Annotated in this window: 22 protein-coding genes; 19 read left to right on the forward strand and 3 right to left on the reverse strand. The window is 36.5% G+C overall.

Annotation, left to right across the window (positions count from 1 at the left end):
- The first annotated feature begins 1 nt into the window (after window position 1).
- From EDC58_RS01645 to EDC58_RS01680, 8 genes are read left to right on the forward strand one after another with little or no spacing between them, the layout of a single operon-like run.
- Window positions 2-526: a CvpA family protein gene (locus tag EDC58_RS01645; RefSeq protein ID WP_123351762.1), complete on the forward strand. Its 525-nt coding sequence runs from the start codon at window positions 2-4 to the stop codon at window positions 524-526.
- Between the two features lie 16 nt (window positions 527-542).
- Window positions 543-2,051 carry a lysine--tRNA ligase gene (gene lysS, locus EDC58_RS01650; protein ID WP_123351763.1) on the forward strand — a complete coding sequence of 503 codons (1,509 nt, stop codon included), beginning with the start codon at window positions 543-545 and terminating at the stop codon, window positions 2,049-2,051.
- A 15-nt stretch (window positions 2,052-2,066) separates the two neighbouring features.
- On the forward strand, window positions 2,067-3,317 hold the full coding sequence (locus tag EDC58_RS01655) for a serine hydroxymethyltransferase (protein WP_123351764.1): 1,251 nt from the start codon (window positions 2,067-2,069) through the stop codon (window positions 3,315-3,317).
- A 36-nt stretch (window positions 3,318-3,353) separates the two neighbouring features.
- On the forward strand, window positions 3,354-3,902 hold the full coding sequence (locus tag EDC58_RS01660; protein WP_211325208.1) for a DUF1882 domain-containing protein: 549 nt from the start codon (window positions 3,354-3,356) through the stop codon (window positions 3,900-3,902).
- Between the two features lie 9 nt (window positions 3,903-3,911).
- A complete protein-coding gene (locus EDC58_RS01665; protein WP_123351765.1) occupies window positions 3,912-4,673 on the forward strand; it encodes an SPOR domain-containing protein in 762 nt (253 codons plus the stop codon).
- On the forward strand, window positions 4,673-6,082 hold the full coding sequence (locus EDC58_RS01670) for an anthranilate synthase component I family protein (protein ID WP_123351766.1): 1,410 nt from the start codon (window positions 4,673-4,675) through the stop codon (window positions 6,080-6,082). Before EDC58_RS01665 ends, EDC58_RS01670 begins: the two co-directional genes overlap by 1 nt.
- Complete coding sequence (locus EDC58_RS01675) at window positions 6,069-7,436, forward strand: chemotaxis protein CheX (RefSeq protein WP_123351767.1); 1,368 nt, start codon at window positions 6,069-6,071, stop codon at window positions 7,434-7,436. Before EDC58_RS01670 ends, EDC58_RS01675 begins: the two co-directional genes overlap by 14 nt.
- A gap of 8 nt (window positions 7,437-7,444) precedes the next feature.
- Window positions 7,445-8,215 (forward strand): shikimate dehydrogenase, encoded by a 771-nt coding sequence (locus tag EDC58_RS01680; protein ID WP_123351768.1) that lies wholly within the window; start codon window positions 7,445-7,447, stop codon window positions 8,213-8,215.
- On the opposite strand, the gene murA is transcribed toward EDC58_RS01680, so the two are convergent.
- The 3 genes from murA to EDC58_RS01695 are packed head-to-tail and all read right to left on the reverse strand — an operon-like array spanning window position 8,205 to window position 10,698.
- Entirely contained in the window at window positions 8,205-9,473 is a 1,269-nt protein-coding gene (gene murA, locus EDC58_RS01685; RefSeq protein WP_123351769.1) for a UDP-N-acetylglucosamine 1-carboxyvinyltransferase, read from the reverse strand. The two genes, EDC58_RS01680 and murA, sit on opposite strands and share 11 nt — an antisense overlap.
- A complete protein-coding gene (gene nfo, locus EDC58_RS01690) occupies window positions 9,466-10,311 on the reverse strand; it encodes a deoxyribonuclease IV (RefSeq protein WP_123351770.1) in 846 nt (281 codons plus the stop codon). Before nfo ends, murA begins: the two co-directional genes overlap by 8 nt.
- 51 nt (window positions 10,312-10,362) lie before the next feature.
- Complete coding sequence (locus tag EDC58_RS01695) at window positions 10,363-10,698, reverse strand: histidine triad nucleotide-binding protein (protein WP_123351771.1); 336 nt, start codon at window positions 10,696-10,698, stop codon at window positions 10,363-10,365.
- Window positions 10,699-10,750: 52 nt separating this feature from the next.
- Here EDC58_RS01695 and pheS point away from each other — a divergent pair, with 52 nt between their 5' ends.
- The 11 genes from pheS to EDC58_RS01750 are packed head-to-tail and all read left to right on the forward strand — an operon-like array spanning window position 10,751 to window position 22,299.
- The gene (pheS, locus tag EDC58_RS01700) at window positions 10,751-11,734 is read left to right on the forward strand and encodes a phenylalanine--tRNA ligase subunit alpha (RefSeq protein WP_244939579.1); all 984 of its coding nucleotides are present in this window, start codon (window positions 10,751-10,753) and stop codon (window positions 11,732-11,734) included.
- Window positions 11,731-13,980: a YtpR family tRNA-binding protein gene (gene ytpR, locus EDC58_RS01705; RefSeq protein ID WP_123351773.1), complete on the forward strand. Its 2,250-nt coding sequence runs from the start codon at window positions 11,731-11,733 to the stop codon at window positions 13,978-13,980. The genes pheS and ytpR overlap by 4 nt, the downstream gene beginning before the upstream one ends.
- Entirely contained in the window at window positions 13,977-15,275 is a 1,299-nt protein-coding gene (gene aroA / locus EDC58_RS01710) for a 3-phosphoshikimate 1-carboxyvinyltransferase (RefSeq protein WP_123351774.1), read from the forward strand. Before ytpR ends, aroA begins: the two co-directional genes overlap by 4 nt.
- A complete protein-coding gene (locus tag EDC58_RS01715) occupies window positions 15,265-16,095 on the forward strand; it encodes a 4-hydroxy-3-methylbut-2-enyl diphosphate reductase (RefSeq protein ID WP_123351775.1) in 831 nt (276 codons plus the stop codon). Before aroA ends, EDC58_RS01715 begins: the two co-directional genes overlap by 11 nt.
- Complete coding sequence (locus tag EDC58_RS01720) at window positions 16,092-17,252, forward strand: S1 RNA-binding domain-containing protein (RefSeq protein WP_123351776.1); 1,161 nt, start codon at window positions 16,092-16,094, stop codon at window positions 17,250-17,252. The genes EDC58_RS01715 and EDC58_RS01720 overlap by 4 nt, the downstream gene beginning before the upstream one ends.
- Complete coding sequence (locus EDC58_RS01725; protein WP_123351777.1) at window positions 17,249-17,689, forward strand: hypothetical protein; 441 nt, start codon at window positions 17,249-17,251, stop codon at window positions 17,687-17,689. The genes EDC58_RS01720 and EDC58_RS01725 overlap by 4 nt, the downstream gene beginning before the upstream one ends.
- Window positions 17,690-19,258, forward strand: coding sequence for a phosphoglycerate dehydrogenase (gene serA, locus EDC58_RS01730; RefSeq protein ID WP_123351778.1), 1,569 nt, complete (start codon window positions 17,690-17,692; stop codon window positions 19,256-19,258). It begins immediately after the preceding gene.
- A 58-nt stretch (window positions 19,259-19,316) separates the two neighbouring features.
- Window positions 19,317-19,880 carry an elongation factor P gene (gene efp / locus EDC58_RS01735; protein ID WP_123351779.1) on the forward strand — a complete coding sequence of 188 codons (564 nt, stop codon included), beginning with the start codon at window positions 19,317-19,319 and terminating at the stop codon, window positions 19,878-19,880.
- Window positions 19,881-19,913: 33 nt separating this feature from the next.
- On the forward strand, window positions 19,914-20,444 hold the full coding sequence (locus tag EDC58_RS01740) for an adenine phosphoribosyltransferase (protein ID WP_123351780.1): 531 nt from the start codon (window positions 19,914-19,916) through the stop codon (window positions 20,442-20,444).
- A 15-nt stretch (window positions 20,445-20,459) separates the two neighbouring features.
- A complete protein-coding gene (gene trpB, locus EDC58_RS01745) occupies window positions 20,460-21,659 on the forward strand; it encodes a tryptophan synthase subunit beta (RefSeq protein WP_123351781.1) in 1,200 nt (399 codons plus the stop codon).
- Between the two features lies 1 nt (window position 21,660).
- On the forward strand, window positions 21,661-22,299 hold the full coding sequence (locus tag EDC58_RS01750) for a DedA family protein (RefSeq protein WP_123351782.1): 639 nt from the start codon (window positions 21,661-21,663) through the stop codon (window positions 22,297-22,299).
- Window positions 22,300-22,303: the final 4 nt, after the last annotated feature.

Raw genomic sequence — 22,303 nt, forward strand, 5'->3', positions numbered from 1 at the left:
AATGAGTATTTTTGATGCGGTAATTATCGGTATTACGCTTATTCTGGCGATTAAAGGTTTTTTTAACGGTTTTATAAAAGAAATAGCTGGACTTGTCGGAATTGTCGGCGGGCTTATTTTGGCAAGCAAGTTTTATCATCAAGTGGGAGTTTATATTAATCAAAACCTTTTTGCTATTCCGAACAAATCAGCAATAGATTTGGTAGGTTTTATCGCAGTATTCGTCGGTTTTTGGTTGTTTGCCGTATTTGTTGGATTTTTGCTTGCTAAAATCTTAAAATTAAGTGCTCTTGGCGTGTTTGATAGAATCTTGGGATTTGTTTTTTCGGGAGCTAAATTTTTCGTTTTGATAGCGGTGATAATCGCGCTTTTATATCAAGTGAAATTCGTACGCGAAAAAATGCATGAATATACTCAAAAAAGTCTTGTTTATCCCGTGCTTTTAAAAGTGGGAGAAAAGATTATAAATATTAGCCCTCAAGATTTAGAAAAAGTCTCTAAAAATGTTAAAATTCCAATAAAGTAATCCTAAAAGGAGATTGATGTTTTCAAATGAATACGTAAAACAAAGAATGGCGAAAGCCGAAAAATTAAAAGAAGCGGGAATCAACCCGTACGGGCATAATGCAAAAAGAGATACTAAAATCGCTGAATTTTTAGAAAAAAACAAAGACGTTTTCGAGCTCGAAAACAAAAGAGACGAAAATCGTAAGTTTACGGTTACCGGAAGAGTTAAGTTTTTGAGACTTATGGGTAAAGCCGCGTTTTTTAAATTTGAAGACGAAAGCGGTATTTTACAGGCATATATGAGCAAAAACGACTTGGGAGATAAATTTAATCTTCTTAAAAAAACATTGGAAGTGGGTGATATCGTAGAAGTTACCGGGTATCCTTTTGTAACGAAAACCGGAGAGCTTAGTATTCACGCGGATGATGTGAGAATCTTAACAAAAGCGATTCATCCTCTACCTGAAAAATTCCACGGACTTCAAGATATCGAAACGAAATATCGCCAAAGATATCTTGATATGATTATGAATAAAGAGACGAGAGATAGATTCAAATTAAGAAGTCAAATCGTTAGTTTGGTAAGAGAATTTTTCTTGAAAAAAGGATTTTTGGAAGTTGAAACTCCTATGCTTCATACGGTTGTAGGCGGAGCGAACGCAAGACCTTTTATGACTCACCATAACGCTCTTGATATCGATATGAATCTAAGAATTGCGCCTGAACTTTTCTTAAAAAGACTTATTGTAGGCGGATTCGAAGCGGTATTCGAGCTAAACAGAAACTTCAGAAACGAAGGAATCGACCACACTCACAATCCTGAATTTACAATGATCGAGTTTTATTGGGCGTATCATACTATGGAAGATTTGATGAAACTTACACGCGAGCTGTTTGATTATCTGTTTGAAAAATTGAATCTTCCGAAAAAACTTCAATACGGAGATATGGAAATAGATTTTGACGATTGGAAAACAATCACTTATAAAGATGCGCTCGTTAAAATCGGCGGAGTACCTGAAGATATACTTGAAGATGTGGAAGCTATGAAAAAATATCTAAAAGACGCCGGAGTTGAAATAGAAGAGCATATCGATTCAAAAGGCAAACTTTGGGCGGAACTATTTGACGAGTTCGTAGAATCAAAACTTATCAATCCTACGTTCGTAACTGAATTTCCTATTGAAATTTCACCTCTTGCAAGAAGAAGTGACGAAAATCCTGAATTTGCAGAGAGATTAGAATTGTTTATCGCCGGGCGCGAAATAGCAAACGGATTTAACGAGCTAAACGATCCTCTTGATCAATACGAAAGATTTAAAGCTCAGCTTGAGGCTAAAGCCAAAGGTGATGAAGAGGGTATGGATATGGATTACGACTATATCCGTGCACTTCAATATGGAATGCCTCCGACAGCAGGTGAAGGTATAGGAATCGACAGACTTGTGATGCTTTTGACAAACTCACATTCTATTAAAGATGTGATTTTATTCCCGACAATGAAACCTAAAAAAGAGATTAAAGACGAAGACGACGTTAAATAAAGAAAAGGAGATTATATGAGTTTACTTAAAAATTACGATCAAGACGTTTATTCAATCTTGGAAAAAGAGCTTGAGAGACAAACGAATCATCTTGAAATGATCGCTTCTGAAAACTTCACTCTTCCGGAAGTAATGGAAGCTATGGGAAGCGTTTTTACAAATAAATACGCTGAAGGATATCCCGGAAAAAGATATTACGGCGGATGTGAATATGCGGATATGATCGAACAACTTGCAATTGACAGAGCAAAAGCGCTTTTCGGATGCGAATACGCAAACGTTCAACCGCACTCGGGAAGCCAAGCAAACGGAGCGGTGTATGTTGCGCTGATGAAACCTCTTGAAAAACTTTTAGGAATGGACTTAAGCAACGGAGGACACTTAACTCACGGTGCGAAAGTAAACTTTTCAGGTAAACATTATCACTCTTTCTCTTACGGAATCGACGAAAAAACAGGTAGAATCGATTATGATAGAGTAAGAGATATCGCTAAAATAGTAAAACCTAAAATGTTAGTTTGCGGTGCGAGTGCGTATCCAAGAGAAATAGATTTTGCAAAATTCAAAGAAATTGCTGATGAAGTAGGTGCTATTTTAATGGCGGACGTTGCACATATCGCAGGACTTGTGGTTGCTGGTGAGCATCCGAATCCATTCCCTCATTGTGACGTTGTGACAACTACGACTCACAAAACTTTAAGAGGACCAAGAGGAGGACTTATTCTTACAAATAACGAAGAATACGCTAAAAAAATCAACAGCGCAATCTTCCCTGGAATCCAAGGAGGACCGCTTGTACACGTAATCGCGGCAAAAGCGGTAGGATTTAAAATGAATCTTCAAGATAGCTGGAAAGATTATGCAAAACAAGTAAAAGCAAACGCAAGAGCGCTTGCTGAAGTATTGCTGGAAAGAGGTTATGACCTTGTAAGCGGCGGTACTGATAATCACCTTGTACTTGTAAGTTTCTTAAATAAAGAATTCAGCGGTAAAGAAGCCGAAGAGGCACTTGGAAGAGCCGGAATTACTGTAAATAAAAACACTGTTCCTGGTGAGAAAAGAAGTCCTTTTGTAACTTCGGGTATCAGAATCGGAAGCCCGGCTCTTACGGCAAGAGGTATGAAAGAAGAAGAGTTCAGATTTATAGCGAACAAAATCGCAGATGTTCTTGATGATATTTATAACCTCGAACTTCAAGATAAAGTTGCGGCAGAACTTAAAGAACTTGCAAGCAAATTCGTAATTTACGACAGACCTACTTATTAATTTTTTCCCCTATTTGGGGCATAAAAAGGAGACGTTTTGGCTTATAACGTAGATATCGCAATGATAAAAATGAATAGAAACTACTACTTCGAATACAGAGGTAAAATCGTTACCAAAATCAACTACAAAGGCAGAACTTTTTTCGATAAGTACGAAAAAATAGAAAGACCTTTAACTCTTCAAGTAATGAACGAACATATTGAAAGAAAAAAAATCATAGCTCACGATTTAATCAACAGACAAAGAAATATCGTTGAAAATATCGTTTTTGATTATAACGGAATAGACCCGGAGAGATTTTGGAATAGGGCGAGTTTGCTTTTAAGAGAAGAGGGATTTTTGAATTTTACTGCGTATCACTCCAAAACAAGAGGTCATTTACATCTTTATATCCACAAAGGACATACGACCGTTGCAGAAGCAATCCAGCTTGGAAAAGCTCTTTCGATGAAACTTGCGACGAAATTGCCTAAGCAATGGAGAGTTTTTCCAACTGACGAGTTGCCAAGCGAGTTTAATATTTTAAACCTGCCTTATGAACTATATAAAAAAGAAAGAGGAGCTTCTTGGGCTCGACATATGTAAGGAGTAACAATGAAAAATGACGATTTATTAAATATCAATCCTAAAAAGGATATGAAAAAGCCTCTGATTTACGCGGCTATAGGTTTTTTAATTTTTATAATTATAGTAATTGCCGTGGCTATTTTTCAAAATATGAGCAGCGGAAAAAATAACGAAATATTACCGCCTCAACCAAAAACTGAAAAAGAGATTAAACCTCAAGAAGAGTTTAAACCGTTACCGATCGAGACGGCAAATGAGAATACGGCTAATCAAAACGCAAATCAAAATGAAAATCAAAACGTTAATGAAAATACTCAAAATAACGCAAAAACAAATACTAACGCTCAAACACCGGCTGCAACTCAAACTAATACGACTCAAAACAACACTCAAACTCAAAAACCTAAACCTCAAGTAACTCAAGAGCCGGTTAAAAACGAAAAACCTCAAGCAAAAGAGCAAAAAACTCAAAAAATCACAAAAAAACCCGTAAAAGTAACAAAACCTGCGGTTACTACGAAACCTAAAAAAGTTGCGTACGGAAAATATTACGTTCAAGTAGCGGCACTTCTTAAAAACGCAAAACCTAATAAAAAATTCTTGGCATTGCTAAAAAAATACGGATTCAATTACAAATACATTCATACGTATATCGTAAAAAACGGCGAAAAAATCAAAGTTACGAAAATTTTGGTAGGTCCTTATAAAACAAGAAGCGATGCTAAAAGAGCACTTGCTAAAATCAAAAGAGAAGTAACTCAAAACGCATTTATTTATAAGGCGAAATAATGGTTTTTGATAAGTTTTTAGTTGATGAGTTTTCACCGATTGCAATTTATAATACCCTCTCTTCTCTTTTTCCGAGCGAGAGAATGTTTCTTTTCGAAAGTGTTATAAACAATACCGACGGAAACTACTCTTTTATTTTTATAGGCGAAAAAGAGAGAGTATCGTATAAAGATTATAAAACTTACTATTTTGACGGAGAAAAAGAGGAAGTTTTAGATAAAGATCCTTTTTCTTTTTTTAAAGAGTACTATTCGAAAATCGACAAAGAAAAATATAAAAAACTCTCTCGTGAACTTAAAATCGGTTTTGTTGACGGATTTGTCGGGTATATCGGTTATGATATGGTAAAAGTTTTCGAGCCTGTCTTAAAGCCCGTAATGGATAATTTAAAAGATGAAACCGACATTCCAGACCTTTATATGATAAGACCTAAAATAGTCGTAGGTTTTTCTCATAAATCTTCGGAACTTACGGTAATAATCAATGACGAAAAGTACGAAAAACACCTTTATGTCATAAGAGATTCGATAAACTCGACTTATAAACACCTACCTATTAAGCCGGCTAAAATCTTAGAAGAGCCTAAATTCGTATTTAGTAAAGAAAAATTTTTTGAAATGGTAAAAAACGCCAAAGAAAACATCAAAGCCGGAGATATATTCCAAATCGTACTTTCAAACAGATTAAAAGTAAAAGCGATAGTCGATAGATTCAGTTTTTATAGAAAACTGAGAAGTAAAAACCCGTCTCCATATTTATATTATTTGGATATTGACGATTTTGCTATTGTAGGAAGTTCTCCTGAGGTAATGGTAAGATTAAATGACGATTTAATCTTGCTAAGACCGATAGCGGGAACAAGAAAAAGAGGCGCGACGCTCAAAGAAGATTTGGAAATGGAACATGATATGATAAACGACCCTAAAGAAGTAGCGGAACATATCATGCTCGTTGACCTCGGAAGAAACGATGTCGGTCGTGTAGCAAAAGCCGGAAGTGTGAAAGTCGAAGAGCTTATGAGGGTTGAGAGATATTCTCACGTTATGCATATGGTAAGCGACGTCGTAGGCGAACTTGATAGCAAATACGATATGTTCGATTTATTTAAAGCGACTTTCACCGCCGGTACGATGACCGGAGCTCCTAAAATTAAAGCGATGGAGCTAATAGCAAAATACGAAGGTCTAAAAAGAGGATATTACGCAGGAAGTATAGGATATTTCGGTTTTGACGGAAATATGGATAGCGCAATTACGATCAGAACGGCTCTTATAAAAGATGACGAAGTGATTTTTCAAGCCGGAGCCGGTGTCGTTGCCGATAGCAAGCCTGAACTCGAATACAAAGAGGTCAATAACAAACTCGGAGCGTTGGTTGCCACTCTAAAGGATTTAGATGGGGGTAATTAGAAGTTTTCAAGGTAAAAAAGTTTATTATAAACCTCAAGGTTTTTTAGACGCCGAAGCGGTAGGAGAGATTATCACTCCCGCCGATATTTCGCTTTTTGAAAAAAAAGGCGTCAAATACGTAAGTATCGATTTTTCAAAAATCATAAGTGCGAATATGAACGCCATTCGGTTTATGAACGATATCTTCGAAATGCTTTATAAAAAAAATATCGAAGGTTGTATTTTTAATGCAAACAAAAACATAAAAACGATTATCGGTAATTTAAAAAACTGCTTTTTTCACTTTTTCGAAAACGAACATATAGAAAAAATATTTTGCGATGATGACTATAGAGAGGAAAAGCCAATTTATCTTTGTTGTATAAAAGACGACCAAAACAAAAATATGTTAATTTATTATCTCGTTAAAAAAGGTTATAACCCCAAGGTTATTAACAACGAAGAGGAAGGCAAAGACGGCGTAATTATTAAAGAATCGTTTGTTACTAAAATTTCGAATAGAGTGGGAGCGGTCGTAAAAAACGGGGTAGTTTATTTTTATTTCGATAACTTTTTGGACGCAAATCTTCCGAATATGTTCGATATAGAATATTTCAGGCGTAATTTATTAATCGGATTTAGGGTTTTTGTATTTGATATGAACCAAGTAAAAGGTCTAAACGTTCATGCCGTCAGGTTTTTAAGTAAGCTTGGGGTCGAAGGTGCCGAATACGGAGCTCTTTTGGCGATTGTAGGATTAAATGCGAAAAATATACAAAAAAATCTTTTGGAAGATTTGGAAGATGTCGGGTTTATGTTTTTTGCAAATGAAGAAGAGCTTTTAAATTCCGAAGAGTATAAAGACGCTCTTGAATCAAACGACGTTATTTATAAAAGAGCAAAAAAAATCACCAAAGATTTCGTAAAAATATTGCCGTATTTCGTAAACGCTACTATTTCGACCGTTGAGCTTATGACGGGAGTTACCGCGACAAAAGAGCCTCCTAACATCAAAGAAGTTACTCTTGATACGAGTAAAGATTACGTAGCGAGCTCTATCGGGTTTTACGGAGATAATGACGGAGTTATGATTTTGATTTTTACGGAAAAATTATCACGAAGAATTAGTAAAATTTTGCTTGGAGAAGAGTACCAAAGCAAAGAAGACTTAGTCGATATGGTCGGTGAGTTTGCGAATATAATAGTAGGTAACGTAAAAAGAGAGCTTAAAAAATACGATGTCGATATAAATCTTACGCTTCCGAAAGTTTTTGACGAAATAGAAAATTTACAAAATATCGTCGTTAATAGAAAAGGTATTGAGGTTAAATTTTATTTTGACGGGGAAGAGTTCTATTTTTATCTTATCAGATAAGGAGAGAGATGTTTTTGATATTCGGAGACCCTGTAAGTCATAGCAAGTCGCCTTTGATGCATAATTATTTTTTTAAAAAAGAAAAAATTGACGAATGTTACGGCAGATATCATCTAAAAGAGGGCTCTAAAATAATTGAAAAATTTAAAGAGCTGAAAATAAAAGGTGCGAACGTAACTGTGCCTCATAAAGAGTGGGCGTTTAAGCTATGCGATGAAGTCAGAGGTATTGCAAAAGAGATAGGAGCGGTTAATACTCTTGTAAAAGAGGGAGATAAAATAATAGGCTACAATACCGACGCACCCGGATTTTTAGAAGCTATAAAGGAGTTTGATTATAAAAGTGTGCTTATTATCGGTGCGGGCGGTACGGCTAAGGCTTTGAGTCTTGTATTGCCGCAAGCCGATATACTAAACCGCTCGGCAAACAGACTTGAATATTTCAAACAAAAAAACAAAAAAACCTTTACCTGGGATAATATCGATAATTTCAAATACGATTTGATAATCAATACCACTTCAGCCGGCCTAAACGACGATAATCTCCCGGCACCCGAAGAGATTTTAAATAAACTTTTTTCAAATGCGAAATATGCCGTTGACGTAATTTACGGAAAAGAGACACCGTTTTTAGCGCTTGCTAAAAAATATAATCTCAAAACCAAAACGGGACTTGATATGTTGGTATATCAAGGCGTATTGGCTATGGAGTATTTTTTGGGAAAAGAGTTAAAAAGAGAAGAAGTGGCGAAGATTTATTTTGAGATTCTTAAGGATTAGGCTCTTCTTTTAGTTCCATTTGAGCCCCTAAGGCTCTGAATTTTTCAAGCAGTTTTTCATAACCTCTAAAAAGATGATAAATTCTATGCACTTTTGTTTCACCCTCGGCTATGAGTCCGGCTAAAACGAGTGCCGAGCTTGCTCTAAGGTCAGTTGCCATTACGTCGGCTCCTATGAGCTCTTTCGGGCCGTAAATAGTTGCGATTTTGCCTTGAATTCTTATATCCGCTCCGAGTCTGTTTAGTTCCGGCACGTGCATAAAGCGGTTTTCGAAAAGTCTCTCTTCAATAATACTAACGCCCTCAGCTTGAGTTGCAATCGCCATAAACTGAGCTTGCATATCCGTAGGAAATCCCGGATATTCGGTAGTAGAAATATTTACCGGTTCTATTTTTCTTGCCGGTTTTATCGTAATTTCGTCGTTATCAATTTCCGTTGCGAATCCCATTTGGTTTAGCTTTATCAAAATACTTTCCAAATGGTTCGGATTTGCTTTTTTAATCGTTATTTGAGAATTTGTAATAGCTCCGGCACAAAGGTAAGTTCCGGCTTCTATTCTATCCGGGATTATTCTTGCGGTTTTAAAATCCAAAAGTTCTCCGTCAGTTCCGGTTATTAAAATCTCATCGCTGCCTATACCTTCTATTTCTACGCCTGCGTTTTGTAATATTTCGCAAAGCTGTACGACTTCAGGCTCTTTTGCGGCATTGATTATTCTTGTTTTCCCTTTAGCAAGAGCAGCCGCCATAAGGATATTTTCCGTACCCGTAACGGTTACTTTATCAAAAACGATATCACTGCCCGTTAACTTTCCTCTTGCGTGAATATAACCGCCCTCTATCGTAATATCCGCTCCCATTCTCTCAAGTGCTTTTAGGTGTAAATCCACCGGTCTTGCACCTATTGCACATCCTCCGGGCAGCGAAACTTTACACTCTCCGAATCTCGTAAGCAGCGGACCGAGTACCAAAATCGAAGCCCTCATCGTTTTTACTATTTCATAAACCGCGGTTGTGTTGTTGATAGTGGAGGTGTCGATTTTTAAAGTGTTGTTTTCAAATTCAAAACTCGCTCCTAAAATTTTCAAAAGCTTAAGAAGCGTCTTAACGTCCGCAACTTCCGGGACGTTTGTGAGTGTCGGTTCGTTTTTTGCCAAAATAGTAGCCGCTATGGCCGGAAGTGCCGAATTTTTGGCTCCGCTAATATCGATAGAGCCGCTAAGCTTTGGTGTTTGGTAGATATGCAGGTACTTATACATTTTCGAAACTTCTTAGCATTTTTATCTCTTCCGGCCATAATTCAGGCTCGATTGTTTCAAGTACCAAAGGTATGTTGTCGATTCTTTCATCTTGCATTATGAATTTAAACGCATCGATTCCTATTTCGCCTTTTCCTAAAGAGTGGTGTCTATCCACACGACTTGCGAATTTGGCTTTTGAGTCGTTTATATGCATTCCTTTTAGGTATTTAAAACCTACTATTTCATCAAATTCTTTCATTGTCGCTTCGTATGCTTCTTTTGTTCTGATATCGTATCCGGCGGCAAATATATGAGCCGTATCGATACATACTCCGATTCTCTCTTTATCTTCGATTTTGTCGATAATATACGCCAAATGTTCGAATTTATATCCCAAGTTGCTACCTTGTCCGGCAGTCGTTTCGATAACGAAAACGCAACTTTCCGTCTCTTTTATTGCGTGATTTACACTCTCGCTTATCAAATCAAGACACTCTTCTTCACTAATTTTTTTAAGATGACTGCCGGGGTGAAAGTTTAGATACTTAAGTCCCAACTGCTCGACTCTTCTTGCTTCGTCAATAAAACTCTCAAGTGATTTTTCTCTTTTTTCGACTTCAGGATGTCCTAAATTGATAAGATAACTATCATGAGGCAAAACGGCATCGGCATTGAATCCGTGCTCTTGCATCCATTCTTTAAATTTTGTAATACTTTTTTCGCTTAGAGGTTTTGCAAACCATTGTCTTTGGTTTTTAGTAAAAAGCGCAAATCCGTTAGCGCCGATTTCTACGGCGTTTTTAACGGCGTTTTCGACACCTCCCGCGGCGCTTACGTGGGCTCCGACATATTTCATACGTTTCCTTTTTTTCGAAAGTTTATATTTTTTATGTTTCTTTTGTGTTAATTACGCAAGTTTAGGCCATAAAAGTTTGCCGTTTGGATTTGCGACCATATGGATATGCAAATGAAAAACTTCTTGTCCCGCACCTTTTCCGTTGTTTGTGATTAATCTGTAATCGGTAATATTAAGTTCTTTTGCCACTTCTTTTATAAATTCGGCCATTTCAGGCAGTAATTCCACAGGAGTGGAGTCGAATTTTTCATAATGGTCTTTTGGGATGATAAGCACGTGAATAGGTGCTATGGGATTGATATCGTGAAATGCTAAAAATTTATCGTTTTCCAAAACTTTATTGCTCGGAATCTCACCATTTACGATTTTACAGAAAATACACTCCATTGAAAGGCTCCTTTTTTTTTGGTATTATATCCAAAAATTTTAAGGAGTTTTGGTGGATTTAAGCGAGATTAGCAAAGCGCTGAGTTTGGATGAACTTGAAAAAATCAGAGTTAAACTGCTTGGTAAAAACGGAATTATCACTCAAAAATTTAAAGAGCTTAAAAATTTAGCTCCGGAAGAGAAAAAAAAGGTCGCAAAAGAGCTTAACGAATTAAAAGAAAAAGCTCTCGATTTAATTGCTCAAAAAAAACAAGAGCTTGAAGAAAAACTACTTGAAGAGAAATTAAAACTCGAAAAAATCGACGTTACTTTATTCAATCCCAAACCTACGGGTGCTATACATCCTATTACGGATACTATGAATAAAATTATCGAATTTTTTACAAGAATGAATTTTGCTGTTGAAGTAGGGCCTTTAGTGGAAGACGATTTTCACAATTTCGAAGCCCTGAACCTTCCGAAATATCACCCTGCAAGAGATATGCAAGATACTTTTTATTTCAAAGACGGAAGTCTTCTTAGAACTCACACTTCTCCCGTACAAATAAGAACTATGCTAAAACAAAAACCGCCTATTAGAATTATAAGTCCGGGAGCTGTTTTCAGAAGAGATTACGACTTAACTCATACGCCTATGTTTCATCAGGTAGAGGGGCTTGTGGTAGATGAAAAAGGAAAAGTGAGTTTTGCGAATTTGAAATTCATACTCGAAGCGTTTTTGGTTCATATGTTCGGGGATGTAAAGGTCAGATTCAGACCTTCGTTTTTCCCGTTTACGGAACCGAGTGCCGAAGTAGATATCAGTTGTATATTCTGTGAAGGAAAAGGATGTAGGGTGTGTTCGCAAACCGGATGGCTTGAAGTATTGGGGTGCGGTGTTGTGGACCCTAACGTATTCAAAGCCGTAGGATATGAAAACGTAAGCGGATATGCATTCGGTCTTGGGGTTGAGAGATTTGCGATGCTTTTAAATAAAATTAACGACTTAAGAAGTATGTACGAGGGAGATATCAGACTAATGGAGCAGTTCAAATGATAGTGACAAGAAGATGGCTTGAGGAATTTATCGATTTAGACGGAATTTCAACTGAAGAGATAATTAATACGCTAAATAGAATCGGACAAGAGGTAGAGGGATATAAAAAAATCGAAGTGCCTCAAAAAGTTGTAATAGGAGAGGTTATCGAGTGTCATAAACATCCCGATGCCGATAAATTAAACGTTTGTAAAGTAAATGTGGGAGATGAAGAGCTACAAATCGTTTGCGGAGCAAGCAACGTAGCGGCAGGACAAAAAGTACCTGTTGCCAAAATCGGAGCGGTACTTCCGGGAGATTTTAAAATCAAAAAAGCGAAACTCAGAGGAGTTGAGAGTTTCGGTATGATTTGTGCAGCAAGAGAAATCGGACTTCCTGATTTTCACGAGGGAATTTTGGTAATGGACGATTCTTTAGGAGAGCTGAAAATCGGAGAATATGCAGGAAAATATCTAAATGATGAGGTTATCGAGCTTGGAGTAACTGCGAATAGAGGTGATTGTTTTAGTATTTACGGAATCGCAAGAGAGCTTAGTGCGGGATTAAATAGAGATTTAAAAAGCCTTGAATTCGAATGTGAAGAGTTACAAGAGGGTATCGGTAGAATAGTAAAAGTGGAAAAAAACGAAGCCAAACACTCTTCTCATTTAATAAGAGCGTTTGAAGGAAAAATAAATTCTAAACTAAAAATCGACTACAGACTTGCTCTTGTAGAACTTGAAGCCAAAAGCGAATTCGATAAATTTATAAAATATGCAATGCACGCAACGGGAGTGCTTCTTGTCGGAGGTAACGTAGGAAGTATCGAGCTTGACGATGAGGACGGAGTTGACGTATTTAAGTGTTACGGAAAATATTATGTGGGTATCAGAAACGAAATAAATGTAGAAGAGAGCGGGAAATATATCGTAAATGCCAACTATATCGACCCTAAATATGTCAGTGAAATCGTCTTTTTGAAAAATCTCAAAACGGATGATTATTTCTTCCGTGCGAGCAGAGGAAGCGAGCCGAATTTGAGATTCGGAGTCGATTATTTACTTAATGAACTTGACTTGCCTGTATTTAGCGGGGATATTGACCTCTCAATCGATATGAAAGAGAAAATTATCAATGTAGATATTGACGAGCTTAATTCTATTATCGGGGAAAATATAGATGAGAAAAAGATAGTTGAAATTCTCAAAAAATTAGGATTTTCTATCGAAGCTATTACTGAGACGAGTGTAAAAGTTAAAGTACCTCTATTTAGAAGCGATATAGAAAATATTCAAGATATCGCGGAAGAAGTTTTAAGAATTTACGGAATTGACGAAATTCCGAGCAAACCTCTTCATTTCGTGGAAGCTGACAGAACGAACGAAGTTTTGGAAAATATCGACTTTTTAAATGAATTAAAACTAAAAGCCGTGGCAAACGGATTTTATGAAGTGCTTCATTTCGTATTTGATGATAAAGAGAGACTTCAAAAATACGGATTCGAGACTGTTGAAGATAATCTTGATTTGTTAAATCCGATTGTAAAAGAGCTCGATACTCTAAGAAGTACAATTCTTTTACAACTTCTTGAAGATATCGCAAGAAACAAAGCAAACGGATATAAAAGAATTTATCTTTTCAGTAGCGGTAGTGTTTATGATAAACAAAGAAACGAAAAACAAAGTATCGCTTTTGTAGTTAACGGACAAAGCGATTACGAAAATCCGGTAAATCACGGAAAACCTGCAAAAGTGGATTTTAAATTTATAGTGGATAAATTATCTCAGATTTTCGGAGATATCAAATTATTACCGAACGATTCTCATCCGATAGCGCATCCGTATCAAAACGCAAAAATTCTTAAAGACGGTAAAGTAATCGGCGTAGTTGCCAAACTTCATCCTAAAGTTGCGAAAGATTTCGAAATAGACGATACTTATTTTGCGGAAATCGAGCTTGATAAACTTGAAAAAGTTAAAAAAGAGGCCGAAGATATTATTAAATTCCCTAAAGTTACAAGAGACTTAAGTCTTGTGGTTAGTAAAGATATGAGCTATAAAGATGTAGCGGATATTATCAACTCATTGAATATTGAGGAATTAAAAGAGTTTTATCCGTTCGATATATTTGATTTGGGTGAAAATAACTCACTTTCTATCAGATTTGTGTTACAAAAAGAGGATTCTACTTTACAAGAAAAAGAAATTAATGATATAATGGAAAAAATTTTATCTGTCTTAGAAGCGAAAGGGATAAAGCTTAGATGATATTAGAGGTTATTAGCGGTAAAAAATTCGAAGAAAAGTTTAAAGTAGACGCTGACAAATCAATATCGCACAGATGTGCGATTTTCTCTCTTTTAACTTCCGGTCAAAACGTTATAAAAAATTATTTAAGAGCCGAAGATACTCTCAATTCTTTAAAAATCGCCGAATCTTTGGGTGCTAAAGTTGAAGATGACGGCGAAACTATTAAAATAGAAGCTCCTAAAAAACTTCAAGAAGCAAACGACGTACTATATTGCGGAAACAGCGGTACGACTATTAGAATATATATGGGGCTTTTGGCCGGAATCGACGGATTTTTCGTTTTAACCGGAGACCGATACCTTAGAAAAAGACCTATGGCAAGAGTTGCAAATCCTCTAAGAAGTATCGGTGCTAAAATTGACGGAAGAGATAACGGAAATTTAGCTCCTCTTGCTGTAAGGGGAGGAGAGCTTAAAAGCTTTGATTACGAAAGTAAAATAGCGTCGGCTCAAGTTAAATCTGCGCTGATTTTAGCTGGGCTTAACGCAGATGGCGAATCTCATTATAAAGAGCCGTTTTTAAGTAGAGACCATACCGAAAGAATGCTTAAGGGAATGGGTGCGGAAATTGAGACGAAAATAAATGACGATTTGAGTTGCGAAGTATTTATAAAACCTCTTTCAAAACCACTTGAACCTCTTGTTATTACCGTACCAAACGACCCGAGCAGCGCGTTTTTCTTTGCCGTTGCCGCAGCTATAACGAAGTCGGTTGCTATTATTGAAAACGTTACATTAAATCCTACGAGAATCGAAGCTTACAAAGTACTTGAAAAAATGGGTGCGGAAATAGAATATGTAGAAAAAGAGAATAAATACGAGCCTATCGGTGATATCATCGTAAAAGGAAAAGAGTTAAAAGGCGTAGAAGTTTCGAAAAATATTCCTTGGCTTATAGACGAACTCCCGGCACTTGCGATGGCTATGGCCGTTGCCGAGGGCAAAAGCGTAGTAAAAAACGCAAAAGAACTAAGAGTAAAAGAGTCCGATAGAATCTCTACCGTAGTAAACGGACTTAGAAATTGCGGAATCGAAGCGAATGAATTTGAAGACGGGTATGAAATTATCGGCGGAACTCCTAAAAAAGCCGAAATCGACTCTCACGGCGACCATAGAATCGCTATGAGTTTTGCGATTTTAGGACTTCTTTGCGGCATGGAAATTGACAAAGCCGAAAGTATCAATACTTCTTTTCCCGGATTTTTCGAACTCTTTTCTAAAATAGCAGACTATAGGATAATAGATGAAAATTGAAAAAGCTAAAAGTTACGGGTTTTGTTTTGGAGTTAGAAGAGCTGTAGAAATTGCTGAAAACTCTCAAAATGCCGTAACTTTAGGACCTCTTATTCATAATCCTCTTGAAATTCAAAGACTTGCTGAAAATTATAATGTCAAATATGTTAATAATATTGATGAAATAGACGAAAATATCAAAAGAGTTATTGTCAGAACTCACGGAATTCCTAAAGACAAACTTCAAAAACTAAAAGAGAAAAACGTAGAAGTAATAGACGCTACTTGTCCTTTTGTTAAAAAGCCTCAAGAAATAGTCGAAGAGATGAGTAAACAAGGATATGATATCGTTATTTTCGGAGACAAAAACCATCCTGAAATCAAAGGTGTTATGAGCTATGCCGTTCACGATAGAGTCTATGTGGTTTTGACTCCGGATGAATTAAAAGATAAAAGATTAAGAGAAAAAATAGCCACCGTCGCGCAAACTACGAGAAAACTTAGCGATTATTTGAAAATTACCAATTATTTGATTGAAAATTATAAAGAAGTTAGAGTTTTCAATACCATTTGTAATGCGACATTCGAAAATCAAGACGCCGTAAGAGAGCTTAGTAAAAGAGCGGATATAATGATTATTGTAGGCGGTAAAAACTCTTCGAATACCAAACAACTTTATAATATCGCAAAAGAGAATTGTGAGAGTTATTTAATCGAAAGCGAAGACGAACTGAACCCCGAGTGGTTTAAAAACAAAAAGTTGTGCGGTATTAGTGCGGGTGCTTCTACGCCTGAGTGGTTGGTTGAAAAAATAATCTCAAAGATAAAGGAAATGACATGAATGAGCTAAAAATCGGAGATGTGGTTGAGTTTCAGATTGAAAAATTGATTAAGGGGGGATTTGTAGGCAATAAGGACGGAGTTGAGTATTTTCTTCCTAAAAGCCTTAGCGGTCTAAAAGAAGACGAAAGCGTAATAGGCAAAATTATTAAAGCAAAAGTCAAGGAATTCAAGCAAAATTCGGTAGTGGTAGATAGAAAAGCGTATCTAAACGAAGTAAAAGAGAAAGTCGAAGCTTTAAAAGATAAGATTATTCCGGCAAAAGTTACAAAAGTAAAACCGAGCGGTCTTGTAATTGATATCGACGGAATCAGCGGATTTGTTCCTAAAGATGAAATTTTTTATAAAAAAATAGACCATAGAAAATATTTCGACGAGGGTGATGAGATTGAGGTCGTATTAATCGACCCTGAAAGAAGAGTTTTTTCTATTAAAAAAGCGCTTCCGAATCCATGGGAAGAAGTTAAAAACTTAAATATCGGAGATAGAATTAAAGTGACGGTATCTCATATTACCGATTACGGAGCGTTTGTAGACCTTGGAAACGGAGTGGAAGGCTTTTTACATATCAGCGAAATAAATTGGGACGGGATAAACGATTTGACGTTGGGTGAAGAAATTGAAGTGGAAATCGTTGAAATAAATCCTGAAGAAGAGAGACTAAGAGTTACAAGAAAAAATCTATTGGAAAAACCTGCAAGCAAATTCGCCGAAAAATATAACGTAGGCGATGTAGTGGAAGGAATAATTACTAAATTTATAAACGTCGGGGCTTTTGTGGAAGTGGACGGAATAAGCGTATTATTGCCTAACAAATTCGCATCTTATAAAAAAGGTGAAAAAGCGAGCGATATTTTTGAAATCGGAGATAAGCTTGAGTTTAAAGTAGTAACGATAATTCCTGAAGAAAACAAAGTTATCGTTTCAAGAAAAGATGCGATGCAAAACCCTTATGATATTTTTGCTCAAAATCATGTCGTTGGAGATGAGATTCAAGGAAAAGTTAAATATATTACTGATTTCGGTATGTTTATCGACCTTGGGGACGTAGAAGCGCTTGTTAGAAAAGAAGATTATTCAAAAGAGTACGAAATCGGCGATGATTTTATCGGAAAAATAATTGAAATTAACGGCGAAAGAATTAAGCTTAGTGAATGAAAATTATAATTGCTTCTCTTTCGCTTTTGATAGTTTTAATTCTCGGGTTTGTTTATGTTAAAATTTCAACTCCCGAAAAGTCGTTTCAAACTCAAAAAGTTGAAAAAAAAGAAAAAAAAGTTAAAGTTTTAAACGATTTTAAGCTTGAGACGAAGTATGATTTTCCGGCTCGTATAGCGTATATGAGTGTGGATTTTAGAGATTTTAGGTATATTGAAATATACAAAGTCGAAATTGACGTAAATGATAAATTTACGCTTTTTAACGTAAAAGAGCTTTTGAAATCGCAAAATATTCCGTTTTCTATGATAGAAGACAAAAACGGAATAAAAATTTATATTCTTTTTAGAAATTTAGCCGAGGCTGATAGGGTAATAAATTTATTTAAAGAGTATAATTTCAAAATAAAATTACAAAAACTAAAACAAAGGATATGAATGAAAGTAGTAGTTTGCGATCCGATTCATCCCGCGGGATTTGAAGTATTAAAAAAAGCAAAAGATATCGAGGTTGTAGATGCGAGCAGAACTCCAAAAGACGAGCTTTTAAAAGTTATCGAAGATGCTGACGGGGTAATTACGAGAAGTCCGACTCCTGTTGATGAAAAATTCCTCTCTCACGCAAAAAAACTAAAAGCGATAGTTAGAGCCGGTGTTGGTGTTGATAACGTAGATATCGAAGCGTGTAGCAAAAGAGGTATTATCGTTATGAACGTGCCTACTGCCAATACTTTGGCGGCTGTTGAGCTTACTATGGCTCATTTATTGACAGCTGCGAGAAGTTTTACGAATGCGGTATGGAACCTTAAAAAAGAGCACGAATGGAACAGAGAAAAATGGCTCGGAATCGAACTTGCAGGAAAAAAACTAGGAATTATAGGTTTCGGTAATATCGGAAGCCGCGTAGGAATAAGAGCGAAAGCTCTTGAAATGGACGTAATTGCATACGACCCTTATATCGACCCGAGCAAAGCTACTGATTTGGGATGTAAATATACGACGGATTTTGATGAAATTTTAAAATGTGATTTTATTACGATTCATACGCCTAAAACGCCTGAAACTATCAATATGATTACAAAAAAAGAGATAGAAAAAATGAAAGACGGCGTAGTGCTTATCAACTGCGCAAGAGGTGGGCTTTATAACGAAAAAGACGTATATGAAGGGCTAAAAAGCGGAAAAATCAGATGGCTTGGTATCGACGTATTCGAAAAAGAACCCGTAACGGACCATCCGTTTTTCGAGCTTGAAAATACATCGGTAACTCCTCATATCGGTGCGAACACAAAAGAATCTCAAGAGAGAATCGCAATTCAAGCGGCAGAAGGAATTATCGAAGCGCTTAGGGGAAGCAGTTATCCTAATGCTTTGAATCTTCCTATCAATACCGCAAATACGCCTGAGTGGGTGATTAAATATTTGGAACTATCTCAAAAAATGGGATATATCTTAAGCCAAATCATTAATAAACCTATCAAAAAAGTAAAAGTGAATTTAAGCGGTGATATCAGCAAAGAAGATAAATCCGTTATGACTTTTGCGCTTGTGGGGCTTCTTCAAAATATTACTGATAATGTAAATTATGTAAATGCCGAATTTTTAGCTAATGAAAAAGGTATCAAAACGGAAGCGAAATCAAGCAAAAACGAAACATATAAAAATCTTGTAAATATTAAGGTAATTACGGATGAGGGAGAATATTCAATAAGCGGTACTATGCTTGAAAATCATCCGAGAGTCGTGGAGTTTAAAGGTTTTGATTTGGAATTCGAACCAAAAGGCAAAATGATCTTCTTCAAAAACACCGACGTACCGGGTGTAATCGGAGAAGTCGGTATGACTCTTGCGAAATATAATATCAATATTGCCGACTTTAGACTCGGTAGAAACAAAGAAGGTCAAGCAATGGCGGTTATTATCGTAGATAACGATGTAAACGAAGAAGTATTAAACGAACTTAGAAACTTAAAAGCGGCGTTAAGCGTAGGGTATGCGGAGATTTGAGGAAATAGTGAAGTTGTGAAATTGTGAGTTAGTTTAGATAAAAAATAAAGGAGACAAAATGGCATATAGTATGAGCGATTTAAAAAAATACCTAAACATCGAACTTGACGGTATTCCTTATAAAATTATCGAATATCATCATATAAAACCAGGAAAAGGTGCTGCGTTTGTAAGAACTAAGCTTAAAAACCTAATTGACGGAAGAGTTATAGAAAAAACATTCCACGCAGGTGATAAAGCTGATGAGCCTAATCTTGAGAGAAGAAAATATCAATATTCATACAATGAAGGCGATATCTATTATTTTATGGATAACGAAACTTTCGAAATGCTTCCTGTGGATGTAAAAGTTTTTGAAGAGAGCAAAGGATTTTTGCTTGAGGGAATGGAAGTTGATATTTTATTTCACAACGGAAAAGTAATCGGAGTGGAACTTCCTATGCAAGTAGTGCTTGAGGTTGTTGAAACTCAACCTGTTAGCAATAGAGACAGAAGTGGAGCTTGTAGAAAACCCGCAAAACTTGAAACTGGAGCGGTTGTAACCGTGCCATGTCATATCGTAGAGGGTGACAAAATCAAAGTAGATACGAGAAGCGGAGATTATATAGAAAAAGTTAAATAATTCGCCCTTTTTCGGGTGAATAAGGAGAAAATTATGGATTTGGCCCAAAGAGTAAAAAACTCCATTCGAGATATCCCCGATTATCCTAAAAAAGGAATAATTTTTAAAGACATCACAACCTTGCTAAACGACGGAGAACTTTTTAGCGAAGTTATCGATTATTTTGCAAAAAAATATGAAAATGTAGATTTCGTATGCGGAATTGAAAGCAGAGGGTTTATATTCGGTGCCGCAATAGCTGCAAAAATCAAAAAAGGTTTCGTACCTCTCAGAAAAAAAGGCAAACTTCCATATACTACGATTGCTGAAAAATATGCGCTTGAGTACGGATTTGACGAAATAGAGATTCATATAGACGCTTTTAAGGATATAAAAAACCCTAAAGTTTTACTTGTCGATGATTTAATAGCCACCGGAGGTACGGCTGAAGCGGCTATAAAACTTATTCAAAAAATAGGTGGCGACGTAGTTGCCGCAGCGTTTTTGATTGAGCTTACTTTTCTTGATGGTGCCGATAAAATAAGAGAGCTCGGGGTTGATGTCGATAGTCTTGTGAAATATTAAAAAAAGGAAAAGTTGATGTATATACCAAAGCCAATTTTCGACCCGGATGAGAGAGGTCATTTCGATAAATTCGGAGGACGTTACGTACCTGAGACGTTAATGCCGGTGCTTTTGGAACTTGAGGAGTTTTATAGAAACGTCAGGTTTGATAAAGAATTTTGGAAAGAGATGGATTATTATTACAAAGAGTATATCGGAAGACCTACAGGTTTGTATTACGCTCCTAATTTAAGCGAAGAATTAAACGCAAAAATTTATCTTAAAAGAGAAGATTTAAACCATACAGGAGCTCATAAAGTAAATAATACGATAGGACAGGTTCTTCTTGCTAAAAAAATGGGTAAAAAAAGAGTGATTGCCGAGACGGGAGCCGGACAGCACGGAGTGGCTACTGCGACGGCTGCGGCACTGCTGGGGCTTGAATGTGAAATTTTTATGGGTGAAAAAGACGTAAAAAGACAAGAACTTAACGTATTTAGAATGAAACTTTTGGGAGCAAAAGTACATCCGGTAAAAAGCGGCAGCAGAACTTTAAAAGACGCAATGAACGAAGCTATCAGATATTGGGTGACAAATGCAAGAGATACATTTTATGTAATCGGTACGGTTGCGGGACCTCATCCTTATCCTATGATGGTTAGGGATTTTCAAGCGATTATCGGATACGAAGCAAAAGCTCAAATCTTAGCAAAAGAAGGAAGACTTCCGGATTATGTCATAGCTTGTATCGGCGGTGGAAGTAACGCAATGGGTATTTTTTCTCATTTTCTTGAAGAGGAAGACGTCGAGTGTATAGGTATTGAAGCAGGAGGTTTAGGGATTGAGAGCGGAAAACATGGAGCAAGCTTAAATGCCGGAGCTCCCGGGGTACTTCACGGACAAATGAGCTATCTGCTTCAAGATGAAGACGGCCAAATTTTAGAAGCTCATAGTATCAGTGCCGGTCTTGATTATCCGGGAATCGGACCCGAACACGCCTTTCATTTTGAAAAAGGAAACGTAAAATACGATTATATAACCGACGAAGAAGCACTTGACGCGTTTGTGTGGCTAAGCCAAAAAGAAGGAATAATTCCGGCTTTTGAGAGCTCACACGCCGTAGCTTATCTAAAAAAATTAAAAGATATAGAAAATAAACTTGTAATAGTCAATCTATCCGGTCGCGGTGATAAGGATATGATGCAAGCGAAAAATCTACTTCATTTTGAGGATTAGTATGAAGAAGTGGATTTTTCTTTTTTTAGTTTTCGCTACTCTTTTATACGGCTTTAATCTTAGCGATATAAAAGATTTTTTTAGCGAAGATAATTTAATCAATCTTTTAAAAGAATACGGTTATATAATTCTTTTCATTTGGTCGATAATGGAAGGTGAAACCGGTCTTGTAATGGCCGGGATACTTTCACATACGGGTGATATGAACCTTTGGGTTGCTATTGTTGTAGCGGCTCTTGGTGGATTTATAGGAGACCAAATATATTATTATTTGGGAAGATTTAATAAAAATTGGGTATTAAAAGAGCTCAACGCCCATAGAAGAAAATTCGCAAAAGCACGTCTTCTTCTTAGAAAATACGGCGGTTGGGTGATATTTATTCAAAGATTTATTTACGGAATGAGGACGATTATTCCTATGACTATCGGAGTTTTGGGATACGACCCTAAAAAATATGCGATTATTAACTTTATAAGTGCCTTTGTATGGGCGAGTGTTACGATTATTCCGAGTTATATTTTCGGAGAGCAGTTACTCGAATTTCTAAAATGGCTAAAACAACACTGGTATTTCGGTATTATGTTTTTAGCTGTTGTTTGGGGAATTTTGTGGTATATAAACAAAAAAGAAGAAAGCTAAGGAG

Source organism: Caminibacter pacificus (genome assembly GCF_003752135.1).
Classification (GTDB): domain Bacteria; phylum Campylobacterota; class Campylobacteria; order Campylobacterales; family Nautiliaceae; genus Caminibacter; species Caminibacter pacificus.

Coding starts and splice junctions, on each gene's coding strand:
- EDC58_RS01715 (WP_123351775.1), top strand. CDS start 15,265: ATGAAAATTGAAAAAGCTAAAAGTTACGGGTTTTGTTTTGGAGTTAGA.
- EDC58_RS01655 (WP_123351764.1), top strand. CDS start 2,067: ATGAGTTTACTTAAAAATTACGATCAAGACGTTTATTCAATCTTGGAA.
- EDC58_RS01725 (WP_123351777.1), top strand. CDS start 17,249: ATGAAAATTATAATTGCTTCTCTTTCGCTTTTGATAGTTTTAATTCTC.
- efp (WP_123351779.1), top strand. CDS start 19,317: ATGGCATATAGTATGAGCGATTTAAAAAAATACCTAAACATCGAACTT.
- aroA (WP_123351774.1), top strand. CDS start 13,977: ATGATATTAGAGGTTATTAGCGGTAAAAAATTCGAAGAAAAGTTTAAA.
- EDC58_RS01680 (WP_123351768.1), top strand. CDS start 7,445: ATGTTTTTGATATTCGGAGACCCTGTAAGTCATAGCAAGTCGCCTTTG.
- EDC58_RS01645 (WP_123351762.1), top strand. CDS start 2: ATGAGTATTTTTGATGCGGTAATTATCGGTATTACGCTTATTCTGGCG.
- ytpR (WP_123351773.1), top strand. CDS start 11,731: ATGATAGTGACAAGAAGATGGCTTGAGGAATTTATCGATTTAGACGGA.
- EDC58_RS01750 (WP_123351782.1), top strand. CDS start 21,661: ATGAAGAAGTGGATTTTTCTTTTTTTAGTTTTCGCTACTCTTTTATAC.
- trpB (WP_123351781.1), top strand. CDS start 20,460: ATGTATATACCAAAGCCAATTTTCGACCCGGATGAGAGAGGTCATTTC.
- EDC58_RS01665 (WP_123351765.1), top strand. CDS start 3,912: ATGAAAAATGACGATTTATTAAATATCAATCCTAAAAAGGATATGAAA.
- EDC58_RS01720 (WP_123351776.1), top strand. CDS start 16,092: ATGAATGAGCTAAAAATCGGAGATGTGGTTGAGTTTCAGATTGAAAAA.
- EDC58_RS01740 (WP_123351780.1), top strand. CDS start 19,914: ATGGATTTGGCCCAAAGAGTAAAAAACTCCATTCGAGATATCCCCGAT.
- nfo (WP_123351770.1), bottom strand. CDS start 10,311: ATGAAATATGTCGGAGCCCACGTAAGCGCCGCGGGAGGTGTCGAAAAC.
- EDC58_RS01675 (WP_123351767.1), top strand. CDS start 6,069: ATGGGGGTAATTAGAAGTTTTCAAGGTAAAAAAGTTTATTATAAACCT.
- EDC58_RS01695 (WP_123351771.1), bottom strand. CDS start 10,698: ATGGAGTGTATTTTCTGTAAAATCGTAAATGGTGAGATTCCGAGCAAT.
- serA (WP_123351778.1), top strand. CDS start 17,690: ATGAAAGTAGTAGTTTGCGATCCGATTCATCCCGCGGGATTTGAAGTA.
- murA (WP_123351769.1), bottom strand. CDS start 9,473: ATGTATAAGTACCTGCATATCTACCAAACACCAAAGCTTAGCGGCTCT.
- lysS (WP_123351763.1), top strand. CDS start 543: ATGTTTTCAAATGAATACGTAAAACAAAGAATGGCGAAAGCCGAAAAA.
- EDC58_RS01670 (WP_123351766.1), top strand. CDS start 4,673: ATGGTTTTTGATAAGTTTTTAGTTGATGAGTTTTCACCGATTGCAATT.